Annotated in this window: 17 protein-coding genes; 10 read left to right on the top strand and 7 right to left on the bottom strand. The window is 46.6% G+C overall.

Features of this window, described 5'->3' with window-relative positions; translation table 11 throughout:
* Positions 1–161: 161 nt before the first annotated feature.
* Positions 162–1064 (top strand): methylenetetrahydrofolate reductase, encoded by a 903-nt coding sequence (gene metF, locus A8140_RS14435; protein WP_005532741.1) that lies wholly within the window; start codon positions 162–164, stop codon positions 1062–1064.
* 70 nt (positions 1065–1134) lie between these two features.
* On the opposite strand, the gene A8140_RS14430 is transcribed toward metF, so the two are convergent.
* The 3 genes from A8140_RS14430 to argE form a co-directional block, all read right to left on the bottom strand.
* Positions 1135–1674 carry a PadR family transcriptional regulator gene (locus tag A8140_RS14430; RefSeq protein WP_005532739.1) on the bottom strand — a complete coding sequence of 180 codons (540 nt, stop codon included), beginning with the start codon at positions 1672–1674 and terminating at the stop codon, positions 1135–1137.
* A gap of 441 nt (positions 1675–2115) precedes the next feature.
* The gene (gene ppc, locus A8140_RS14425; protein ID WP_005532737.1) at positions 2116–4749 is read right to left on the bottom strand and encodes a phosphoenolpyruvate carboxylase; all 2634 of its coding nucleotides are present in this window, start codon (positions 4747–4749) and stop codon (positions 2116–2118) included.
* A gap of 278 nt (positions 4750–5027) precedes the next feature.
* A complete protein-coding gene (argE, locus tag A8140_RS14420) occupies positions 5028–6164 on the bottom strand; it encodes an acetylornithine deacetylase (RefSeq protein WP_005532735.1) in 1137 nt (378 codons plus the stop codon).
* A 144-nt stretch (positions 6165–6308) separates the two neighbouring features.
* Between argE and argC the strand changes: the two genes are divergently transcribed.
* The 4 genes from argC to argH all read left to right on the top strand — a co-directional run bounded on the left by argC (position 6309) and on the right by argH (position 11556).
* On the top strand, positions 6309–7313 hold the full coding sequence (argC, locus tag A8140_RS14415) for an N-acetyl-gamma-glutamyl-phosphate reductase (protein WP_005532733.1): 1005 nt from the start codon (positions 6309–6311) through the stop codon (positions 7311–7313).
* 21 nt (positions 7314–7334) lie between these two features.
* Positions 7335–8126: an acetylglutamate kinase gene (gene argB, locus A8140_RS14410; protein WP_005432730.1), complete on the top strand. Its 792-nt coding sequence runs from the start codon at positions 7335–7337 to the stop codon at positions 8124–8126.
* A 90-nt stretch (positions 8127–8216) separates the two neighbouring features.
* Positions 8217–9431 carry an argininosuccinate synthase gene (locus A8140_RS14405; RefSeq protein ID WP_005432709.1) on the top strand — a complete coding sequence of 405 codons (1215 nt, stop codon included), beginning with the start codon at positions 8217–8219 and terminating at the stop codon, positions 9429–9431.
* A gap of 250 nt (positions 9432–9681) precedes the next feature.
* Entirely contained in the window at positions 9682–11556 is a 1875-nt protein-coding gene (argH, locus tag A8140_RS14400; protein ID WP_005532730.1) for an argininosuccinate lyase, read from the top strand.
* A gap of 154 nt (positions 11557–11710) precedes the next feature.
* Here the strand turns inward: argH and A8140_RS14395 are convergent, their stop codons facing one another.
* The 3 genes from A8140_RS14395 to A8140_RS14380 all read right to left on the bottom strand — a co-directional run bounded on the left by A8140_RS14395 (position 11711) and on the right by A8140_RS14380 (position 14804).
* Complete coding sequence (locus tag A8140_RS14395; RefSeq protein ID WP_033000238.1) at positions 11711–11992, bottom strand: DUF3624 domain-containing protein; 282 nt, start codon at positions 11990–11992, stop codon at positions 11711–11713.
* A 383-nt stretch (positions 11993–12375) separates the two neighbouring features.
* Positions 12376–13848: a dihydrolipoyl dehydrogenase gene (locus A8140_RS14385; protein ID WP_005532721.1), complete on the bottom strand. Its 1473-nt coding sequence runs from the start codon at positions 13846–13848 to the stop codon at positions 12376–12378.
* Positions 13849–14075: 227 nt separating this feature from the next.
* Positions 14076–14804 (bottom strand): redoxin family protein, encoded by a 729-nt coding sequence (locus tag A8140_RS14380; RefSeq protein ID WP_005532719.1) that lies wholly within the window; start codon positions 14802–14804, stop codon positions 14076–14078.
* A gap of 174 nt (positions 14805–14978) precedes the next feature.
* On the opposite strand from A8140_RS14380, the gene oxyR reads away from it, so the two are divergent.
* Positions 14979–15887 carry a DNA-binding transcriptional regulator OxyR gene (gene oxyR, locus A8140_RS14375; protein WP_005432705.1) on the top strand — a complete coding sequence of 303 codons (909 nt, stop codon included), beginning with the start codon at positions 14979–14981 and terminating at the stop codon, positions 15885–15887.
* A gap of 78 nt (positions 15888–15965) precedes the next feature.
* On the opposite strand, the gene A8140_RS14370 is transcribed toward oxyR, so the two are convergent.
* Complete coding sequence (locus tag A8140_RS14370) at positions 15966–18533, bottom strand: penicillin-binding protein 1A (RefSeq protein WP_005532716.1); 2568 nt, start codon at positions 18531–18533, stop codon at positions 15966–15968.
* Between the two features lie 178 nt (positions 18534–18711).
* On the opposite strand from A8140_RS14370, the gene pilM reads away from it, so the two are divergent.
* From pilM to A8140_RS14350, 4 genes are read left to right on the top strand one after another with little or no spacing between them, the layout of a single operon-like run.
* The gene (gene pilM / locus A8140_RS14365) at positions 18712–19728 is read left to right on the top strand and encodes a type IV pilus assembly protein PilM (RefSeq protein WP_005532714.1); all 1017 of its coding nucleotides are present in this window, start codon (positions 18712–18714) and stop codon (positions 19726–19728) included.
* The gene (locus tag A8140_RS14360) at positions 19712–20287 is read left to right on the top strand and encodes a PilN domain-containing protein (protein WP_005532712.1); all 576 of its coding nucleotides are present in this window, start codon (positions 19712–19714) and stop codon (positions 20285–20287) included. The genes pilM and A8140_RS14360 overlap by 17 nt, the downstream gene beginning before the upstream one ends.
* Positions 20280–20873, top strand: a complete 594-nt coding sequence (locus A8140_RS14355; protein WP_005532711.1) for a type IV pilus inner membrane component PilO — start codon at positions 20280–20282, stop codon at positions 20871–20873. The genes A8140_RS14360 and A8140_RS14355 overlap by 8 nt, the downstream gene beginning before the upstream one ends.
* On the top strand, positions 20863–21378 hold the full coding sequence (locus A8140_RS14350) for a pilus assembly protein PilP (RefSeq protein WP_005532708.1): 516 nt from the start codon (positions 20863–20865) through the stop codon (positions 21376–21378). Before A8140_RS14355 ends, A8140_RS14350 begins: the two co-directional genes overlap by 11 nt.
* Positions 21379–21383 lie beyond the last annotated feature (5 nt).

Below are 21383 nucleotides of genomic sequence, written 5' to 3'. Positions count from 1 at the left end.
CGCCAAGCAACTTGAACTATCCTCATTATGAACTTGAGAAAAATTCATAATCACAAGGTTGACATTAAATCGTATTCAATACATTCTGTAGACATATAGACGTCTAAACGTCGATTTGAGGAATTTTGATTTCGTGGTGGAGTTGCCACAGGGAGAGTAAGATGGGATACACGCATGCAGGGCACATCGATGCCTTAAACCAGAATATCGCTGAACTATCAGACAATATCAACGTCTCATTCGAGTTTTTTCCGCCAAGCAGTGAGAAGATGGAAGAAACGCTGTGGAACTCAGTGCATCGTCTTAAAACTCTCCAACCAAAATTCGTTTCTGTTACGTACGGTGCCAACTCAGGTGAACGTGATAGAACTCACTCGATCATTAAAGAAATCAAAGCGGCGACGGGTCTTGTGGCTGCGCCTCACCTAACCTGTATTGATGCAACTCGTGATGAGCTGATCGACATTGCAGATGATTACTGGAATAACGGTATCAAGAACATCGTTGCTCTACGTGGTGATATTCCACCGGGTGGTGGCGCGCCAGATATGTATGCGTCGGACTTGGTTGAACTGCTGAAAGCACGCCATGATTTCGATATCTCTGTAGCGGCATTTCCAGAAGCACACCCAGAGGCGAAAAGTGCGCAATCGGATCTACTGAATCTAAAGCGTAAAGTCGACGCAGGTGCAAACCGCGCGATTACTCAGTTCTTCTTTGATGTGGAGTCTTACCTGCGTTTCCGTGACCGCTGTGTCGCGGCTGGAATCGACGTAGAAATCGTTCCGGGTATCTTACCTGTTTCGAACTTCAAGCAAGCTTCTCGCTTTGCGGCACAGAACAATGTGAAAGTGCCAGGTTGGATGAGCAAGCAGTTTGAAGGCTTGGATGATGATCCAGTGACGCGTCAGCTGGTCGGTGCAAGCCAAGCGATTGATATGGTGCGTGTACTAAGCCGTGAAGGTGTGAAAGATTTCCACTTTTACACCCTGAATCGTGCGGAAATGACCTATGCGCTATGCCACACTCTAGGTGTTCGTCCACAAGTTGCAGTCGGTGCTTAATATACTTCCCCCAGATAGACAAAAGGCTTGCCCTACGGCAAGCCTTTTTCGTTTTATCTAAAGTGACGAATTAGCCGATCACTTCAAGTTCTGTTAGCACTTCTTCTGCCCAGTTAATCCACGCTTCACGTAGCATTAGGTTACGACGAAGTGTTAGACGCTCTAGACGCGCTTGCTTGTCTAGCGTTGATGGCGTTGCGTAGTACGCAGCTTCGATTTCTTTGTAGTGAGCAACCAGTTTACGAGACTCTTCAACAAGCTCAGACAGCTGGTCACGGAAAGGCGCTGCAGGTTGCACGGCACAAGCCATAAGCTTCGCTGAGAATTCGTCACGTACAGTTGGGTGTGCAGTTGGCTGATCAAACCACTCGCCCAATGCGCTACGGCCTGCGTCAGTGATTGAGTAAACCTTACGGTCTGGCTTGCCTTCTTGAGGTTCTAATACGCAAGTAACCAGCTCTTTCTCAGCCATTTTATTAAGTTCACGATAAACTTGTTGGTGGCTTGCTTTCCAGAAGTAACCGATGCTAGCTGAGAATTCTTTAGTGATGTCGTAACCGGTAGCGTCGCGAGTGCTAAGTACAGTTAGAATTACGTGTGGTAATGACATGTCTTCAATCCAAATGGTCAATAAACTTGTAAACAAGCTATCTACACTTTCATTTGCGTTCTTCATGACGCTTAAGTTTTTTAATGTGTAGATAGCACCAACAATGTTGGTCCTGTCACCTTAAAGCCGTTTATCACCTAGAGTTGATGGATGTTTCCATCGAGCTGGAGCTTATTTGATTGGATTTGTGAGCTTCCAGCAGGGAAGTAGTATATAAATAATAAGCATGAAGTGGAATAGTAGGACAAAATTACCCCAAAAAACTAATAAAATACTCAGTAGCGCTTTTGTATAGTGAATTATTTTGTTTGATGGGGACTTTTTGTTTTCTATGTGGATTAATAAGCTGGTTGCGTATTGTCCAAATAGTAGAAGTGGTTGGCGGATAATAATAAAGGCTGAGCTTTCGCTCAGCCTTTTGGTTCTTTCTACGTAGCTCAGTTAGCCTGTGTTACGCATACCTGCTGCGATACCAGCAATCGTCACCATCAATGCTTCTTCTAAGTTTGCAGAAGCTTCTTCAGTTTGACGAGTACGGTACAGCAATTCCGCTTGAAGCATGTTCAATGGCTCAACGTAGATGTTACGTAGGCGAATGGATTCTAGGCCCCAAGGATCGCTTTGCATCAGGTTCTCGTTGTTCTCTACATTCAGTACTGACTTAATATCACGCTGAAGTTGCTCACGTAGACGATCACCCAGCGGCTGAAGCGACTCATCAACCAAGCGCTGATCATAGTAACGAGAGATATCCATGTTGCACTTGGTGTACACCATCTCAAGCATACCTAGGCGAGTTGAGAAGAATGGCCATTCACGACACATTTCTTCCAGTAGCGCCTGATGACCTTTGTCTACAGAGTACTGAATGGCCTCACCTGCGCCTAACCATGCTGGCAGAACCAAACGGTTTTGGCTCCAAGAGAAGATCCATGGAATCGCACGCAAACTTTCTACACCACCATTCGGGTTACGTTTCGCTGGGCGTGAACCTAGAGGCAGTTTACCTAGCTCAAGCTCCGGTGTTGCTTGGCGGAAGTAAGGCACGAAGTCTGGTTCGCCACGAACGACACTGCGGTAGGATTCACAGCTCACTTCCGACAGCACGTCCATCAGGTCGCGCCACTCTTGCTTAGGCTCCGGTGGTGGAAGTAGGTTTGCTTCAAGGATTGCACTTGCGTACAGGTTGAAGCTGTTAACGGCAACATCAGGTAGACCCAGCTTAAAGCGGATCATCTCACCTTGTTCTGTTACGCGCAGACCGCCTTTCAGACTCTTAGGTGGCTGAGACAATAGTGCAGCGTGTGCTGGCGCGCCACCACGACCAATCGTACCGCCACGCCCGTGGAACAGTGTGAGTTCAACGCCTTCTTCTTCTGCAACCTTAACCAGTGAGTCCATCGCGTGGTATTGCGCCCAACCTGCTGACATTACACCTGCATCTTTTGCAGAGTCAGAGTAGCCGATCATCACCATTTGGTGATTCTGGATAAAGCCGCGGTATAGGTCGATGCCCATCAGCTGTTTGATAACCGCTTCCGCGTTGTTCAAGTCGTCCAGCGTTTCGAACAGTGGACATACGTCCATGCGGTAAGGGCAACCTGCTTCTTGCAGCAGTAGGTGCACGGCAAGTACGTCAGAAGCGGTACGTGCCATTGAGATAACGTAAGCACCAAACGCTTCACGAGGTTGTGCGGCAACAATCTTACAGGTATCCAACACCTCTTTAACGGGTTCTGATGGCTCCCAGTCACGAGGTAGAAGAGGGCGCTTAGACGCAAGTTCGTTGGTTAGGAAAGCGATCTTGTCTTGCTCGCTCCACTGCTCATAGTCACCAATGCCAAGGTAACGAGTCAATTCAGAAAGCACGTCAGCATGACGAGTACTTTCTTGACGAATATCGAGGCGAACTAGGTGGATACCGAAGGCTTTAACGCGGCGCAGCGTATCCAGCAGTGAGCCGTTGGCAATCACGCCCATGCCACATTCGTTTAGCGACTGGTAACACGCGTAAAGTGGTTCCCAAAGTTGTTCTACTTTTTGCAGAGGTGCTTTGACTGCCAGCTTCTGGCCGTGAACTTTCGCGTCGAGAATATCTTTGGTTTCGTTCAGTAGTGAACGTAGCTGTTTTAGGATCGCACGGTATGGTTCGTGTTGATCTTCACCGGCAAGCCCACGAACTTTGTCGTTGCACACTGTCATAGACAGTTCGCTGATCAGCTCGTTGATGTCGTTAAGGTACAGGTCTGCCGCTTTCCAACGAGACAGAAGCAGTACTTCACGAGTCACACTGTGGGTCACAAATGGGTTACCGTCGCGGTCACCGCCCATCCAAGATGAGAAGTGCACAGGGCGAGCATCAATTGGTAGACCCTCGCCAAGGTATGATTTCAGGCGGTCGTTCATTTCACGTAAGAAGTCAGGTACGGCTTCCCATAGTGAGTTTTCGACTACGGCAAAGCCCCACTTGGCTTCATCAAGCGGCGTAGGTCGCTGCTGGCGAATAACGTCAGAGTGCCAGCTTTGAACGATCAGCTGCTCAAGGCGACGTTCAGTTTTTTTACGCTCTTTGAAAGAGAGATCGCTCAGCTCTAGCTTAGATAGGCACTCGTTGATCTTCACCAGTTTGTTGATCATGGTGCGACGAGTGATTTCGGTCGGGTGCGCAGTGAGAACTAATTCAATGTTCAGGTCACGAACCGCTTGTGCCGTGTCTAGCTTGCTCACATCATTTTGCACCAGCTTTGAGAACAGCGAGTTAATTGCGTCAGGTTCGCAGATATGCTCTTCACAGTGGCGTGAAATGGTGTGGTATTGCTCAGCAATATTGGTCAGGTTTAGAAATTGGTTGAACGCGCGAGTAACGGGCGTCAATTGCTCATCTGGCAGGCTTTTAATTTCTTCTATTAAGCTTTCTCTGTCAGCGCTATTTCCAGCTTGAGCCGATTTGGATAATTTACGAATGGTTTCCACTTTCTCGAAGATTTCTTCGCCATGAGCATCACGAATCGTGTTGCCCAGAAGGTGGCCCAACATGCGCACATTACTTTTGAGTGCGGCGTATTTCTCGTTCATTGTCATCCTGCCTCGTAAAAAAACTACATCCATTGTCCTTGTTAAGACTCCAATCTAGCGAAGATAACCAGTTCTAGTCAAATAAAGCAGAGTAAGTTTGCAATTATTCCGCTGCTGACCTGATTTAGAGCAAAATTAGGCCAGCTTCTCTCGGTAGAAGTGAAAATTAATTACAAAATAGCCGCTTAAAGAAGGATATAGCGTGCTAGAAGAAGAGAATCGGAGATAACAAAATGCAGCTCAATTGAGCTACATTGTCAGGAAAGTACAGAATGCGACTAACAACAATATTTCACCATCGCACGTGACAGCACATCGATGGTTGGGTCAATAAAGTCGAAAGAAAGGAATTCATCTGGCTGGTGGGCTTGGTCAATAGAACCAGGGCCGAGAACTAAGGTTGGGCACAACTGCTGTAGGAATGGTGCTTCAGTACAGTAGTTAACGGTCTCCGAACTGGTTTGGCAGATCTCTTCAACACCACCAATAAATGGGTGGTCATGTTGGCATTCGTAACCCGGAATTGGTTCGTGCAGGGGAATAATTTCTAGTCGCCCTGGCCATTTCGCTTCGACTTCTTTTAATGCGCCACGCAGCATGTTCTCCAAACCATCAAGACTGATCCCAGGAAGAGGACGCACGTCATAATGCAGTTCACAGCAGCCGCAAATCCGGTTTGCGCTGTCACCGCCATGGATATGACCAAGGTTTAGGGTAGGGCTTGGAATGGCAAAACCCGGATGGTGATACTCTTTAACCAGTTTGTCGCGCAGTTGCATCATGGCAAACATGACCTCATGCATGATTTCAATGGCGTTGACACCAAGTGCCGGATCCGATGAGTGACCGGATTTGCCGGTTACGCGAATGGCATTTGCTACGTGCCCTTTGTGACCACGAATGGGTACTAGACTGGTGGGCTCACCAATGATGCAGTAATCTGGCTTAAAAGGCGCATTCTCAGTAAAATGACGTGCACCTAGCATAGTGGTTTCTTCATCACAGGTCGCCAATACATAAAGCGGCTTGGTCTGTTCACTCCAATCGACTTTCTTTACCGCTTCATAAATAAACGCAAAGAAGCCTTTCATATCCGCGGTACCCAAACCATAAAAGCGGTTGTCTTTCTCGGTCAGCTTATGTGGATCAAAACTCCAGCGCCCTTCATCAAATGGCACGGTATCGCTGTGACCTGCCAGAAGCAGGCCGCCTTCACCTTCGCCCATACGTGCGATCATATTGTGTTTGCCTGGTTCCACTTCGATCACTTCAACGCTGAAGCCAAGATCTTTAAACCAAGAAGCTAGCTTCTCGATCACTTTGGCATTGCCTTGATCCCAGCTTGGATCGGTTGAGCTGATTGAAGAGGTACTGATCAGTCCTTCATAGACCTCTAGAAAACTTGGTAATTGCATGGATTCTTCAATTCTCCTATTGACAGACAGAGCACAAAAATGTAAAACACATATTAAATCATATTTAATGAATAAAAAATCAAAATAAAGCAAAAATTAAATATGAATAGTCACTTTGAGCCTTAAGTATATGGATGTCATGTAATGCTAAAAACCACGATTATCGGAGCCAGCGGCTACACCGGCGCAGAGTTGGCTTTAATGGTCAACAAACACCCTGAACTCACGCTATCAGGTTTATACGTTTCCGCCAATAGCGTAGATGCAGGAAAGAATATTGCTCAATTGCACGGCAAGTTAGCGGGTGTGATTGATATGCCAGTTTCACCACTGACTGACCCTGAGCAAGTCGCTCAAGTGTCTGATGTGGTCTTTCTGGCCACAGCACATGAAGTAAGCCACGACTTGGCTTCTATCTTTTTAGAGGAGGGATGTCAGGTATTCGATTTATCGGGTGCATTCCGTGTGAAAAGCGAAGGCTTCTACAACACCTTTTATGGCTTCGAACATCAATATAACAACTGGTTAGATAAAGCTGCATACGGCTTAGCGGAGTGGAACCAAGAATCAATAAAAACCACGCCTTTGATTGCAGTAGCAGGTTGCTACCCAACCGCTTCACAGCTTGCAATCAAACCTTTATTAGAACACGCATTACTGGATACCAACCAATGGCCTGTGATTAATGCAACCAGTGGTGTATCTGGCTCAGGGCGTAAAGCTTCCATGGTTAACAGCTTCTGCGAAGTGAGCTTGCAACCTTACGGTGTGTTTAACCATCGTCACCAACCAGAGATTGCTCAGCACTTGGGTTGCGATGTGATTTTTACTCCACACCTAGGCAACTTTAAGCGCGGCATTCTTGCCACGATCACTATGAAACTGTCGCAAGGCGTGACGGAAGCACAAGTGGCACAAGCGTTTGAACAAGCTTATCAAGGCAAGCCTGCGGTTCGCCTTAAAGGTGACGGTATTCCACGTATTCAGGATGTCGAAAATACCCCTTTCTGTGATATCGGCTGGAAGGTACAAGGCGAACACATCATTGTGATTTCGGCAATCGACAACCTACTTAAAGGTGCATCGAGTCAAGCGATGCAATGTCTCAATATTCATTACGGTTACCCAGAACTGACAGCGTTGCTGTAGTCGTTGAAAGAGGGAAATGCGATGACGCAAACCAATCAAGCTCCTTTAGTCATTAAGCTCGGTGGTGCAGCTCTATCTTGCACTCAAACCTTAAGCCAACTGTTTGGTGCCATTGCGGCTTACCAAAAGTCGGCACAGCGACAAATCGCCATCGTTCATGGCGGTGGCTACCTAGTTGATGAGTTGATGGCAAAACTTCAGCTTGAAACCGTAAAGAAAAACGGTCTTCGTGTGACGCCTTATGAGCAAATTCCTGTGATTGCAGGCGCGCTTGCAGGTACCGCAAACAAGTTGCTTCAAGGTCAAGCGATTGCAGATGGTCTGAATGCGGTGGGTCTTAGCCTCGCTGATGGTGGGTTATGTCATGTTGAAGAACTTGACCCAGAGCTAGGCGCAGTAGGCAAAGCATCACCAGGTGATTCGACCTTATTACAAGCGGTGCTAAACGCAGGTGCACTGCCGATCATCAGCTCAATTGGTCTGACTGAAAAAGGTCAGATGATGAATGTGAATGCTGACCAAGCTGCGGTAGCAGTAGCCGGTGCATTGGATGCGGAGCTAGTGCTTCTGTCTGATGTTAGCGGTGTACTCGATGGCAAAGGGCATTTGATCAAAACGCTATCTGAGCAAGAAGCCGATGCATTGATCCAAGGGCAAGTGATCACCGACGGCATGATCGTCAAAGTTAAAGCTGCTTTGGAGGCCGCCAATGATCTTGGTCGTCCTATCGAAGTCGCGACATGGCGTTACCCAGAGAAACTGACCCAGCTATTCGCGGGTGAAAGTATTGGAACGCAGTTTCTGCCGCAATAAAGCAGAAGCAAAACAGTTAAAGAATTCAACATTAGGAAGTGGTTGGCACTGACCGCCGAGAGCAGCGCCAGTTAAGTTTGGAGAAAAAACATGAGCAAAGTGAACGTAAATAAAGTGGTAGTCGCATACTCAGGCGGTCTAGATACTTCAGTAATCATCCCGTGGCTAAAAGAGAACTACGACTGTGAAGTGGTGGCTTTCGTTGCCGATGTTGGTCAGGGTGCAGAAGAGCTAGAAGGCATTGAAGCAAAAGCAAAAGCTTCTGGTGCTTCTGAGTGTTACATCGCAGACCTGAAAGAAGAAATGGTCGCGGACTACATTTTCCCGACACTAAAAACCGGTGCTTACTATGAAGGTAAATACCTACTAGGTACATCAATGGCGCGTCCAATTATTGCTAAAGCGCAGGTAGAAGTCGCACGTAAAGTAGGCGCAGACGCTCTGTGTCATGGCTGTACAGGTAAGGGTAACGACCAAGTACGTTTTGAAGGTGCATTTGCAGCGCTAGCACCAGATCTGCATGTTATTGCGCCTTGGCGTGAGTGGGATCTAGTGAGCCGTGAAGAGTGTTTGGATTACCTAGCAGAGCGTAATATCCCTTGTTCAGCATCTCTTACTAAGATCTACTCGCGTGATGCGAACGCATGGCACATTTCTACTGAAGGTGGCGTTTTAGAAGATACATGGAATGCGCCAAATGAGGATTGCTGGGCTTGGACGGTAGATCCAGAGCAAGCACCGAATGAAGCTGAAACCGTGACGTTGAAAGTAGCGAAAGGTGAAATTGTTGAGGTGGACGGCGAAGCGATGACACCATACAACGCATTGGTATATCTAAACGAGAAAGGTGCGAAGCACGGTGTTGGTCGTATTGATATCGTAGAAAACCGTCTGGTTGGTATGAAGTCTCGTGGTTGCTACGAAACTCCGGGTGGCACCATCATGATGGAAGCGCTGCGTGCGGTAGAGCAACTTGTGTTGGACAAAGCATCATTTGAATTCCGTGAAGAGCTTGGCTTGAAAGCATCGCACCTTGTTTATGACGGTCGTTGGTTCACACCGCTATGTAAGTCAATCCTTGCGGCTTCTGAAGAACTCGCGCAAGACGTGAATGGCGAAGTGGTTGTGAAGCTTTACAAAGGCCAAGCAACTGTGACGCAAAAACGTTCGGATAACAGTTTGTACTCTGAAGAGTTTGCTACTTTTGGGGAAGATGAAGTTTATGACCAAAGTCATGCTGAAGGCTTTATCCGTCTTTACTCGCTATCAAGCCGTATTCGTGCGCTGAACAGCCAGAAAAAATAAGCCAATTTAACGCCTTATAAGATAAGAGACCAGCCACTATTGGCAGGTCTTTTTCGTTTTTGCTGACCTCATTGGCATAAAGATAAAATAACCATGAATAAATATGTAAAAATATTGAATTTCTACTTTATTTTTATCCGTGATTATCGTAACGTTGAGACATAAGAAAAAGTGAGCAAATGACCATCGATTTGGTCAACACTTAATGAAGAACACGTTAGCGTAAGCAATAGTCATCAGGAGAAACGCAATGGCATTATGGGGCGGAAGATTTACCCAAGCGGCAGACACCAGATTTAAAGACTTCAACGATTCATTGCGTTTCGATTACCGATTGGCTGAGCAAGACATCGTAGGCTCAATTGCATGGTCTAAAGCATTGCTTTCTGTTGACGTGTTATCTGCAGAAGAACAACAAAAGCTTGAGCTGGCACTGAATGAGCTCAAGCTGGAAGTGATGGAAGACCCACATCAAATCTTGCGCTCAGATGCGGAAGATATCCACTCTTGGGTAGAGCAGCAACTGATCAACAAGGTCGGCGACCTAGGTAAAAAGCTACACACGGGCCGTTCTCGTAATGACCAAGTAGCAACTGACCTTAAACTTTGGTGTCGCCAGCAAGGTCAGCAATTGTTAATTGCGCTTGATCGCTTACAAACTCAGATGGTTGGCGTTGCCAAGCAACATCAAGGTACCGTTCTTCCGGGTTACACTCACTTGCAACGTGCTCAACCTGTGACGTTTGCGCACTGGTGTTTGGCTTACGTGGAAATGTTTGAACGTGATTACTCACGTTTGAGTGATGCCCTTAAGCGTTTGGATACGTGTCCGCTTGGATCGGGTGCGCTTGCTGGTACCGCTTATCCAATCGATCGTGAAGAGTTGGCTCATAACCTTGGTTTCCATCGTGCAACACGTAACTCGTTGGACTCTGTATCTGACCGTGACCACGTGATGGAGTTGATGTCTGTGGCGTCTATCTCGATGTTGCACCTATCTCGCTTGGCAGAAGACATGATCTTCTACAACTCAGGTGAGTCTAACTTCATTGAATTAGCCGATACGGTGACGTCAGGTTCTTCTCTGATGCCACAAAAGAAAAACCCAGATGCCCTAGAGCTTATTCGTGGTAAGACAGGCCGTGTATACGGCGCGCTTGCAGGTATGATGATGATAGTGAAAGCGCTGCCGCTGGCTTACAACAAAGACATGCAGGAAGACAAAGAAGGCCTGTTCGATGCACTTGATACATGGAACGACTGCATGGAAATGGCTGCACTGTGTTTTGATGGCATCAAGGTTAATGGTGAGCGCACGCTAGAAGCGGCGAAACAAGGTTACGCAAACTCTACCGAACTGGCTGACTACCTAGTAGCGAAAGGTATCCCATTCCGTGAAGCGCACCATATCGTTGGTGTTGCTGTAGTTGGTGCGATTGCCAAAGGCTGTGCACTAGAAGAGCTGTCAATTGATGAGCTGAAAGCCTTCTCTGATGTGATTGAAGCGGATGTGTATGACATCTTAACCATCGACTCGTGTCTTGAGAAACGTTGTGCACTAGGTGGTGTGTCTCCTCAACAAGTGGCTTACGCTGTTGACCAAGCAGACAAGCGTCTATCTCAACGCGATACATCAGCCGTCAACGTTCGCCCTGCTCGCTTAACGGACATCGAAACGTTAGAAGGCATGGTGGCATACTGGGCAAACATGGGTGAAAACTTACCACGCTCACGCAATGAGTTGGTACGTGATATTGGCTCCTTCGCGGTTGCCGAGCACCACGGAGAAGTAACCGGATGTGCATCTTTGTATGTCTATGACTCAGGGTTGGCAGAGATTCGCTCTCTCGGTATTGAAGCCGGTTGGCAAGGCCAAGGGCAGGGCAGTGCGATTGTGAACTATCTGGTTGAGAAAGCGCGCCAAATGGCCATCAAGAAAGTCTTTGTGCTGACACGTACGCCAGAATTCTTTATGAAGCAGAGCTTCTTGCCAACGTCGAAGTCATTGTTGCCTGAGAAAGTACTGAAAGATTGCGATCAGTGTCCGCGTCAGCATGCGTGTGATGAAGTTGCACTAGAGATCAACTTGTTCGAACAATTGATCCAGAAAAGTAACGTGGCCTAGGTTGATGATTCTATTAGTATTTAAGAAAATACTAAAAAAATCAGAAAAAAATTTGGAACCTTTGAGAGGAAGCCCGGTCTATTAAAGTACCACTGCTTTTTCTTAGAAGAATCTAAGAGAGCCCCAAGACCGGTATTGGTTTTGGGGCTTTTTTCTATCTGTTATCTGAGTGATGATCATCCTTACTTTCTTTTCCACGACGGCGCTGCCACGGCAAAACCACAAAGCGAATCCATAGGTGCAAAAACAGTAAGCCGTTAAATGTAAATCCGGCAAAGATCAGTGCGATCGATTCAATACTTTGCGGATCATCTTTAAACGCAAACCACCACACGATCCAACATAAAACAGAAAGTACCGTCAGTTGATCCATGCATCGTTGGCAACGTCCGATCTTTTTCCAAAACCAGTGCTCTTGGCAACTTCGACAAGCCATTGTTCTATCCACACTATCTATTTGTCCCTGATTATAACGGCTAACTCATGTTTGAGTTTCTCTTTGTCAGGATTCTATGTCGTGTCTATCGAACCAAAAATGGAAAATTAACTTGGTTAAAAATGTGTAGCACGTAATTGGTGTATGGTGCGCTGTCAGCCTGACAATAGGAAAAATTATAATGTCGACAGAACTCAAAGTAGCACTAGGCCTTGCTGGTGGTTTCTTCACAATTGGCTTTACCGCTATTGTGCTTGTGAGCCGTTACGCAATGATGACTGCATAATCGCCACTCTATTGATTCCTGAATTGATAAAGCTGGAATAAGAAAGCCTCGTGTAAACGAGGCTTTTTGTTTTTTGGCGGGAGGTAAAGCGTGAGCCTTAGCAACCAGGACCACAATCAAGACAGTGTTTGATCATCTCTGGACCTAAGTGAAGCTTCGCATTCAAATCTCGTAGTGCGGTACGAACGCCTTCTTCAATCACTGGGTGATAAAACGGCATATCCAACATCTCAGAAACCGTCATCTTGTTCTGATGTGCCCAAGCGAGTAGGTGTGCTAAATGCTCGGCATTTGGTCCCATCATTTCAGCTCCCAAGAAGCGGCCAGTACCTTGCTCTCCGTAGACATGCAACATGCCTTTATTACGAAGCATGACACGAGAGCGGCCTTGGTTTTCAAATGAGACTTCACCCGTTGCGAAGCAGCCACAGGTGCCTAAACGCGTCTCTAGTTGCTTGAAGGTCTCTCCTACCATCGCAATCTGTGGGTCTGAGAAAACGGCAGAGATCGATGAGCGACGTAGACCTGCACGAATATCAGGGAAACGACCTGCGTTGTCACCGGCAATACGACCTTGGTCTGCCGCTTCGTGTAGCAATGGAATTTGGTTACTTGCATCACCTGCGATGAAGATGCTCTCTACCGAGGTTTGCAACGTGTAATGATCCGCCGTTGGTACGCCGCGCTCATCCAGTGCCACATTGGTGTTTTCAATCGACAACTTGTCGACATTCGGGCGACGACCAGTTGCTGCCAATACGTAATCAACAATAAAGGTTTCTAGTTCACCATCGTGGTTGATGAATTGGATCTCAACTTTATCCTCTTCGCTGTTGTCTGATGAAGCAATGCGTTTCATGCTTTCGACTTTTACATCGGCATCAAGGTAAAACTCTTCTTTGAAGGCTTTATCGGCGTACGCCATCACTTCAGGATCGGTCAATGGTCCTACTTGACCACCAAGACCAAATAGCTTCACATTTACACCTAAACGATGCAGTGCTTGACCTAATTCAAGACCAATCACACCTGGGCCAAATACGGCAACAGATTCTGGCAAGTCATCCCAATCGAATACATCATCGTTAATTACTAAGCGGTCGCCGAGTTCATTCCATACAGCAGGGTATGCTGGACGCGAGCCTGTTGCGATCACAATACGCTTAGCTGTGATTTGAGTGTGGTCATCAACGATTAACGTGTTGTCTGTGGCAAACTTAGCATAACCCGACACTTTATCTTCAGCAGGGATCTCATCGACGCCTTCCAACACAAAGCCAACAAAGCGGTCACGTTCACGCTTTACTCGATCCATGACTTCACGGCCGTTAATGTAAATCTCGCCTTGTGGATGTACACCAAAGCCCGGTGCTTTCTCGATCTGGTGTACGCTTTCTGCTGCGGCGATTAATAGCTTCGATGGCATGCATCCGACACGAGCACATGTTGTGCCGTAAGGACCACCTTCAATCATCACAACACTGTCGGTGTGTGCTTTTGCTGCGCGGTAGGCGCCAAGACCTGCAGTACCACCACCAATAATTGCTACGTCGACATTTAACCGTTTCATAATGGATTCTCGTTTTTCCCAAACGCAGTTGAAGTGACTAAGTTTGGATGAGTGAATTTGAGTTCATTAATCTTGATAACCGGTTGAACGGTGAAGACAACCAGTTATCAAGACTAAGCATAGGAAGTAATTGAGAGGGATGGTCTCCCGGGCGAGGGATGCTCCGGGAGACCTAGGGCTGAATTCTGGACAGCGAGATTGCCAACCCAAGCCCATTAGGCAAACTATTAACCTAGGTAAGCTTCTAGCTCTTCGCTACCGCCGATGTGTTTACCACCGATGAAGACTTGAGGAACCGTTGTGCGACCAGATATTGCACGTAGACTTACTGTTGTTGCGTCTTTACCCAGAATCACTTCTTCATATTGAAGACCGTGGTCAATCAGATTTTGTTTCGCCCTCATGCAGAAAGGACAACCTGGTTTAGTGAACACCGTGATAGATTCTTGAGTTTTGTACTCAGGTGCTACGTAGTTCATCATTGTGTCTGCGTCAGAAACTTTGAACGGGTCGCCTGGCTCGTTTGGTTCGATGAACATTTTCTCAACCACGCCGTTTTTCACTAGCATGCTGTAACGCCATGAACGCTTGCCGAAGCCGATGTCGTTTTTGTCCACTAGCATACCCATGCCGTCTGTGAACTCACCGTTACCATCTGGAATGAAAGTGATGTTTTCTGCTTCTTGGTCAGCTTTCCATGCGTTCATTACAAACGTATCGTTCACTGACACACATAGAATTTCATCCACGCCGTGTTCTTTAAATACTGAGAACAACTCGTTGTAACGAGGTAGGTGGCTCGACGAACACGTCGGAGTAAACGCACCTGGCAAGCTGAATACGATAACCGTTCTGTCTTTAAACAGCTCATCCGTGGTTACGTTCACCCATGCGTCACCTTTACGAGTCGGAAAAGTAACTTGTGGTACAGCTTGACCTTCTTTTGATGCAAACATGATGATTTCCTTTTTAAATTTATGAAATAATTCGTTTTCGAGCTTAGCGTTATTTGTCGCTCAGTTTCGTTTTGTTGAGCTCATTATTGAAAAAAAACTTTGATAGTTCTAATCGTTTAATGCTATGGTTTTGATAGATTATTTCTATCGCTAAACAAGAAGCGAATCGTACGTATGAATATCCGAGATTTTGAGTACTTGGTGGCGCTTGCGGAGCACAAGCATTTTCGAAAAGCAGCGGAAGCCTGTTTTGTTAGCCAACCAACTTTGAGTGGCCAGATTCGTAAACTAGAAGATGAACTGGGCACGGCATTACTAGAAAGAAGCAGCCGTCGAGTGCTGTTTACCGATTCTGGTTTGCAGTTGGTGGAGCAAGCAAAACGCATCTTAAGTGAAGTAAAAACCTTCAAAGATATGGCGAGTGGCCAAAGTGGTGCCATGACGGGACCAATGCATATTGGCTTTATCCCGACCGTTGGGCCTTACTTGCTACCTAAGATCGTTCCTCGATTAAAAGAAGAGTTTCCTGAATTGGAACTGTTTCTGCATGAGGCTCAAACCCACCAATTGGTTCGTCAGTTAGAAGAGGGCAAACTAGATTGCCTAGTATTGGCCTCTGTTGACGAGACAGCGCCTTTCAAAGAGATTGAAGTCTACAATGAGCCGTTGAGCGTTGCTGTACCTTGTGACCATGAATGGGCAGGCTTAGATCATATCGACATGCTGGATCTTAATGGTCGAACCGTATTGGCGTTAGGTGATGGCCATTGTTTGCGTGACCAAGCTCTGGGGTTCTGCTTTGCTGCTGGAGCCAAAGACGACGAGCGTTTCAAAGCGACCAGTCTAGAGACGCTGCGTAACATGGTAGCTGCTGGCGCTGGTATTACGTTGCTTCCAGAGTTATCTGTGCCGCATGAGAAGAAAAAAGATGGCGTATGTTACGTTCCAGCTGTGAACCCTACGCCTTCTCGCAGTATTGTTTTGGTTTACCGTCCAGGTTCACCACTGCGTGCTCGCTTCGAAGCGCTGGCTTCGACAATTAAAAGTATTCTGGAAGCGAAACAAAACTCTATTGCAGCTTAAGTCTCTGCTTAAATCAGATAATCCAGATAAACAAAAAGGGAGCTTAATGGCTCCCTTTTTCATATCGTTAGTTCGGTACTAGAACAGCTCTTCTGAGCCACCGCCACCAGAGTAGATACTGTCTTCTAGACTGTTACCGACGTACTCAGTTGGCTCTGTACCTTTCTCGAAGTATTCGAACATCGATGAGCCATCGACTTTGTGCGTCAATAGGCCGCTATCACGGTCGATACGTACACGAACGATATCATCTGGAATATTCTTGCTCTGCTGTGGTTTACCTTCTAAAGCAGCATGCATGAAGTCAATCCAAGCTGGCTCAGCCGTCTTAGCACCTGATTCTGCACCAGAGATCTGGCCTTTACCAAGGTTACTGTTCACGGTTGTGCGGCCAAGCGTACGAGAGTGGTCATCGAAACCAACCCATGCGATCGCCACAATGCCAGGGCCGTAACCATTATACCAAGTATCTTTTGAGTCGTTGGTTGTACCGGTTTTACCGCCGATATCGCGACGTTCAAGTTTCTGTGCACGCCAGCCAGTACCGTTCCAACCTGTGCCATCACGCCAGCTACCGCCACCCCAGATGTTGCTGTACATCATTTCACGCATTAGGAACGCGTTTTGCGCTGAGATAACTTGTTTCGCGTATTGCGGAGTATCGTTTTCTAGAGCGTTGTCTGGAGCGATGTTTTCCGGCGTTACGTCTTGTTCACCAAACTCTGCAGCAAACTTATCTTCAGCTGGAACGTGCTGTTCCATTTGAGGGCAATCGTGCTGACAGATCACTTTCGGGTTTGCTTTAAACAGCACTTCACCGAATGAGTCTTCTACATGGTCAATGTAGAAAGGTTCTACATAGTAACCGCCATTGGCAAATACAGAGTAACCCTGTGCCACTTTCATTGGCGTTAAGCTACCTGCACCAAGCGCGATGGTCTCTGAACGTGGCACTTCGTCAATATCAAAGCCAAAACGCGTTAGATATTCACGAGTCTCGTCCAAACCAACTTCACGAAGAGTACGCACTGCCATTACGTTTTTAGACTGTGCTAGACCGATACGCAGACGAGTAGGGCCCACGTATGTTGGTGGTGAGTTCTTTGGACGCCATGCAGAACCAGAACCTGCATCCCATTTGTTGATTGGCGCATCGTTCACTAGAGAAGCAAGAGTGAGACCTTTGTTTATTGCCGCTGAGTAGATGAAAGGTTTGATACTTGAACCTACTTGGCGCACTGACATAGTCGCACGGTTAAACTTGCTGTGAACAAAGTTAAAGCCACCAACCAGAGAAAGCACAGCACCGTTTTCCGGATTCATTGCCACAAATGCCGTGTTTGCACTTGGTACTTGGCTTAGCTTCCAGCTGTTGATGGTGTTGCCGTCTTTATCGGTTGTGCTGATTTCACGAACCCAAATTTGTTGGCCTGATTCCAAAATCTGTTTAGCTGACTTTGGTACGGCGCCTTGGCGTTCATCCGTCAGGTACTTACGAGCCCAGTTCATACCAGTCCAAGCGATGGTTTGTTCATCGTTGTTCTTGACCCAAACTTGCGCTGTTTTGTCATCGACTTTAGTCACGACCGCTGGGTAAAGTTGTCCGTAAGTCGGTTGCTTCTTCAGATGTTTTTCAATCTGCTCTGTATCCCAAGCGGTTTCACCTTGTTTCCACAATACTTTCTCAGCACCGCGGTAGCCATGACGCTCGTCGTAAGCAAGGATGTTATTGATCGCCGCTTTGTTTGCTGCGTCTTGCAGTTTTGAATCTACTGTCATGTAGATGTTTAAGCCAGAGGTATAGGCTTTTTCTGCACCGTACTCTTTCACTGCCCATGAGCGTGCAAGCTCTGCAACATATGGGGCAGAAAGCTCAATCTCAGCACTGTGGTAGCGAGCGACAATTGGCTCAGCACGTGCTTCATCGTATTGCTCCTGAGTGATGTATTTCTCATCGAGCATACGCATCAGAACGACATTACGACGGTTTGTTGCACGTTCGAGTGAATAGAGTGGGTTCAAGGTTGATGGTGCTTTTGGCATACCACCAAGCGTTGCGATTTCACTTAGCGTGAGTTCATTTAGGCTTTTACCAAAATAAACCTGAGCTGCGGCACCGAAACCGTATGAGCGGTAACCAAGGAAGATCTTGTTAACGTACAGTTCCATGATCTCTTGCTTCGTCAAAAGCTGCTCAATGTGAATCGCAATGAAGATCTCTTTCACTTTACGCATGATCTTCTTCTCGTTGGATAGGAAGAAGTTACGCGCTAGCTGCTGAGTAATGGTACTCGCACCTTGCTTTGCAGAACCAGATAATGCAACGACGACTGCCGCACGTGTAATACCGATTGGGTCGATACCTGGGTGCTCGTAAAATCGGCTATCTTCGGTCGCGATCAGCGCATGAATTAAATCTTGCGGAATTTCGTCGTAAGTAACAGGAATTCGGCGTTTCTCACCAAACTGTGCGATCAGTTTCCCGTCTTGACTAAAAACCTGCATAGGTGTTTGTAATTCAACATCTTTTAAGGTTGCAACATCTGGCAATTCAGGCTTCACGTATTGATAGAAGCCAAAAATTGTGGTGACTCCAAGAATTATGCAAATCAATGTTAAAAATAATAAACGCTTTATGAACTTCACCGGAGAATCCCTGATTGGTTGAGGCTGTGTAACGGCAAACCCTTGTACTCTTAGGTCAAAAATTTAGCACATATGAGATATTAACTCTTATTTGGATGCTAATAACAACCTTTGCACGAAGAAAATTCTCTGGGTGCTAACAACATCGGCACGCAAGAATTTCGGAGCGAGAGTAGAGATGGATAAGCTATTAGTTACGGGCATAGATATTGGCCATAACAGCCTCAAAGCCGTGGTACTTAAACCCAATGGCAACAGTTACGCACTACTGGGTTACAAAGAAATAATACTTAAGGAAGGTATTGTCGCTGAAAATAACACCATAAATCATCAAGAAATTGTAAAGACCCTTAAAGAGATGAAAAAAGAGCTACCTTTTCGTGCTCGAAAGGTCGCAATTTCAGTTCCAGATAATGCTGTGATCAGTAAAAAGCTGCAGATAGAGCAGAACTTAGAAGAGAGTGAAAAGGAGTTTGCTGTTGTGCAAGCCTTCTCACATCAGTCTCCATTCCCCGTGGAAGAGCTGAGTCTTGACTTCATCAAGGTTGATACGGATGAGCAGATGCGAGGCAATGACAGTTATCAGGTCTTCGCGACTCGTAAAGGCGTGGTAGAAACCCGAGTTGAGGCATTGCAGAAATCAGGCTTGAAACCAGTACTGGTGGACGTGCACTCACAAAGTCTTGGTCATATGTGGAAATTGGTAGCGGAACGTTTTCCTGAAAAGAACAAGTATTGTTTACTGGACATTGGTTCTTTGAATAGTTCTTTCACGATGTTCACCGAACAAGGCGAATTGTTTCATAAAGAATTTCCCTGCGGTACTCGCACTACGGGCAGTTTGTTTCAACAAGATCCATTAGCAGACGATGCACAAGTGGCAACGGATCAATTTAATCGACAAATCGTCGAGCGTGTTAAACGTCAGATGCAGCTCTATACCTCAATTAATGGAAGCCAAGATATAAAAGGCGTTTGGCTTTCGGGAGAGGGCGTTGCAACACCTATGTTGGCCGAGGAGCTGTCTAGCCAGTTGGCACTAGAGTGTGAACTGCTTAATCCGCTTGGTTTGTTTGAAATGAAGGTGTCTAAGCGCAAACGTCGTGCCGCGGATTGGCAACACTTCACTGCTGCAGCCGGACTGGCTGTACGTGGTATTCAGTGGCTAGGAGGTGACAATGCTGTATCACATTAATCTTCTTGCTTGGCGTGAAAACCAACGTGAAGAGCATCGTCGTCGTTTTATTGGCTTGATTTTACTCGGGGCGATCGCTGCTCTGGGCGTGCAATGGGGGATCGGTAAGTACTACCAATACCAACAAGATCAGCAGCAACAGCGCTTCGATTATCTTGCTCACTATATCTCTCAACTCGATAAACGTATTGAAGCCATGAAGATAGCAGAGCAAGAGCACAGCAAAATTCTAGAGCGCTTAAAGACCGTTGAGGGGCTGCAAAATGGGCGCAATAAAACCACTGAGTTTATGAACCTGATGCCCTCAGTGATCCCTGAAGGCGTCTATGTCGATAAGATCAAAATGAACGACTACGAGATTGAGATCTCGGGTATTTCTGATAGCACCTCTCGTCTTGCCACCATGCTCGATAATATGGAGCGTTCTGCCAAGCTTCTGGATGTTGATATGCACTCCATTGTCCATGGTAAAGCGCTCTTTGGTAAAGAGTTCCAGACGTTCAAAGTCTCCTTTATGTTTAAAGATGCCTCTATAAAAGGAGGTAAGCAGCATGGTTAATTGGCAAGACCTAGAAATGGATGAAATCGCTGAATGGCCGCTGGTACCTCAGTTGGTGGCGATTCTTCTTATGGTGGTGTTGATCCAAGGTTTTGGTTACTGGTTTTATTTGAAGCCAGAGGAAGCTCGCCTTAATACCTTGATCCAAGAAGAGCAGACTATAAAAGTCGCGCTGAGGATCAAAGCCAATAAAGTCGCTGCACTGCCGCAGCTTCAGTCACAACTTGATGAACTGACCACCCGCTATGAACTGCTTTTGCAACAACTGCCGGCACAGAAAGAATTGGCGACCATGCTAGCGTCGGTTAATGAACTCGGCATCGATAACAAGCTGACATTTACGCGTATTGATTGGGGAGATAAAGAGTCAGAGCACTTCCTTTACCGTTTGCCGCTCAATATTGAGCTAACGGGTGACTTCCATGACATCGGTCGTTTTTCACAGGCCATCGCCACCTTACCACGCATCATCACATTTCAAGATGTAACTTGGCAGCGAGTCAGTCAAGAGAGTGAAACCTTGCACTTCCGTGTAAGAGCAAACACTTACCAATTCAAACCAGAGGAAAAGAAAGATGCGAAATAAATCTTTGCTGATGGTTTGTATGGTGAGTCTGCTGAGTGGTTGCCAAGCCAATGATGAGTCACTAACCGACTTTATTCGCGGTGTAGAAAACCAAGCACGCCGTGATGTCGCCAAACTCCAGCCGACTGAAGAATATGTAGTGGTGAGTTACGAGCCTGAAATTTTGCGTGCCCCTTTTGAACTGCCAAAAGAGGCCACCATCTCAACTCAACCTGTTGCGAGGCAAGACTGTTGGCAACCGCCGTCAAGAAAGCGCACAGACAAACTGGAACGTTTCCCACTCAACCAACTTCGCCTTAAGGGTGTGATGGGAATGGGCAGCAGCGTCTCGGGTTTGGTTCAAGCTCCGAATGGCATAGTTTACAAAGTGAAGCCAGGTCAATACCTCGGACGTAACAATGGCAAGGTAACCCACGTATCCCACAGCTATTTATTGATTAATGAAACCTTGCCAGACGGTTTAGGTTGTTGGCAAAAGCGCAAAGTGAAGTTGGCGTTGAGATAGGCATA

The organism is Vibrio campbellii CAIM 519 = NBRC 15631 = ATCC 25920 (assembly GCF_002163755.1).
Lineage (GTDB): Bacteria > Pseudomonadota > Gammaproteobacteria > Enterobacterales > Vibrionaceae > Vibrio > Vibrio campbellii.
Note: the sequence above shows the minus strand (reverse complement) of the source record. Positions and strands in the feature narration are given on the sequence as shown.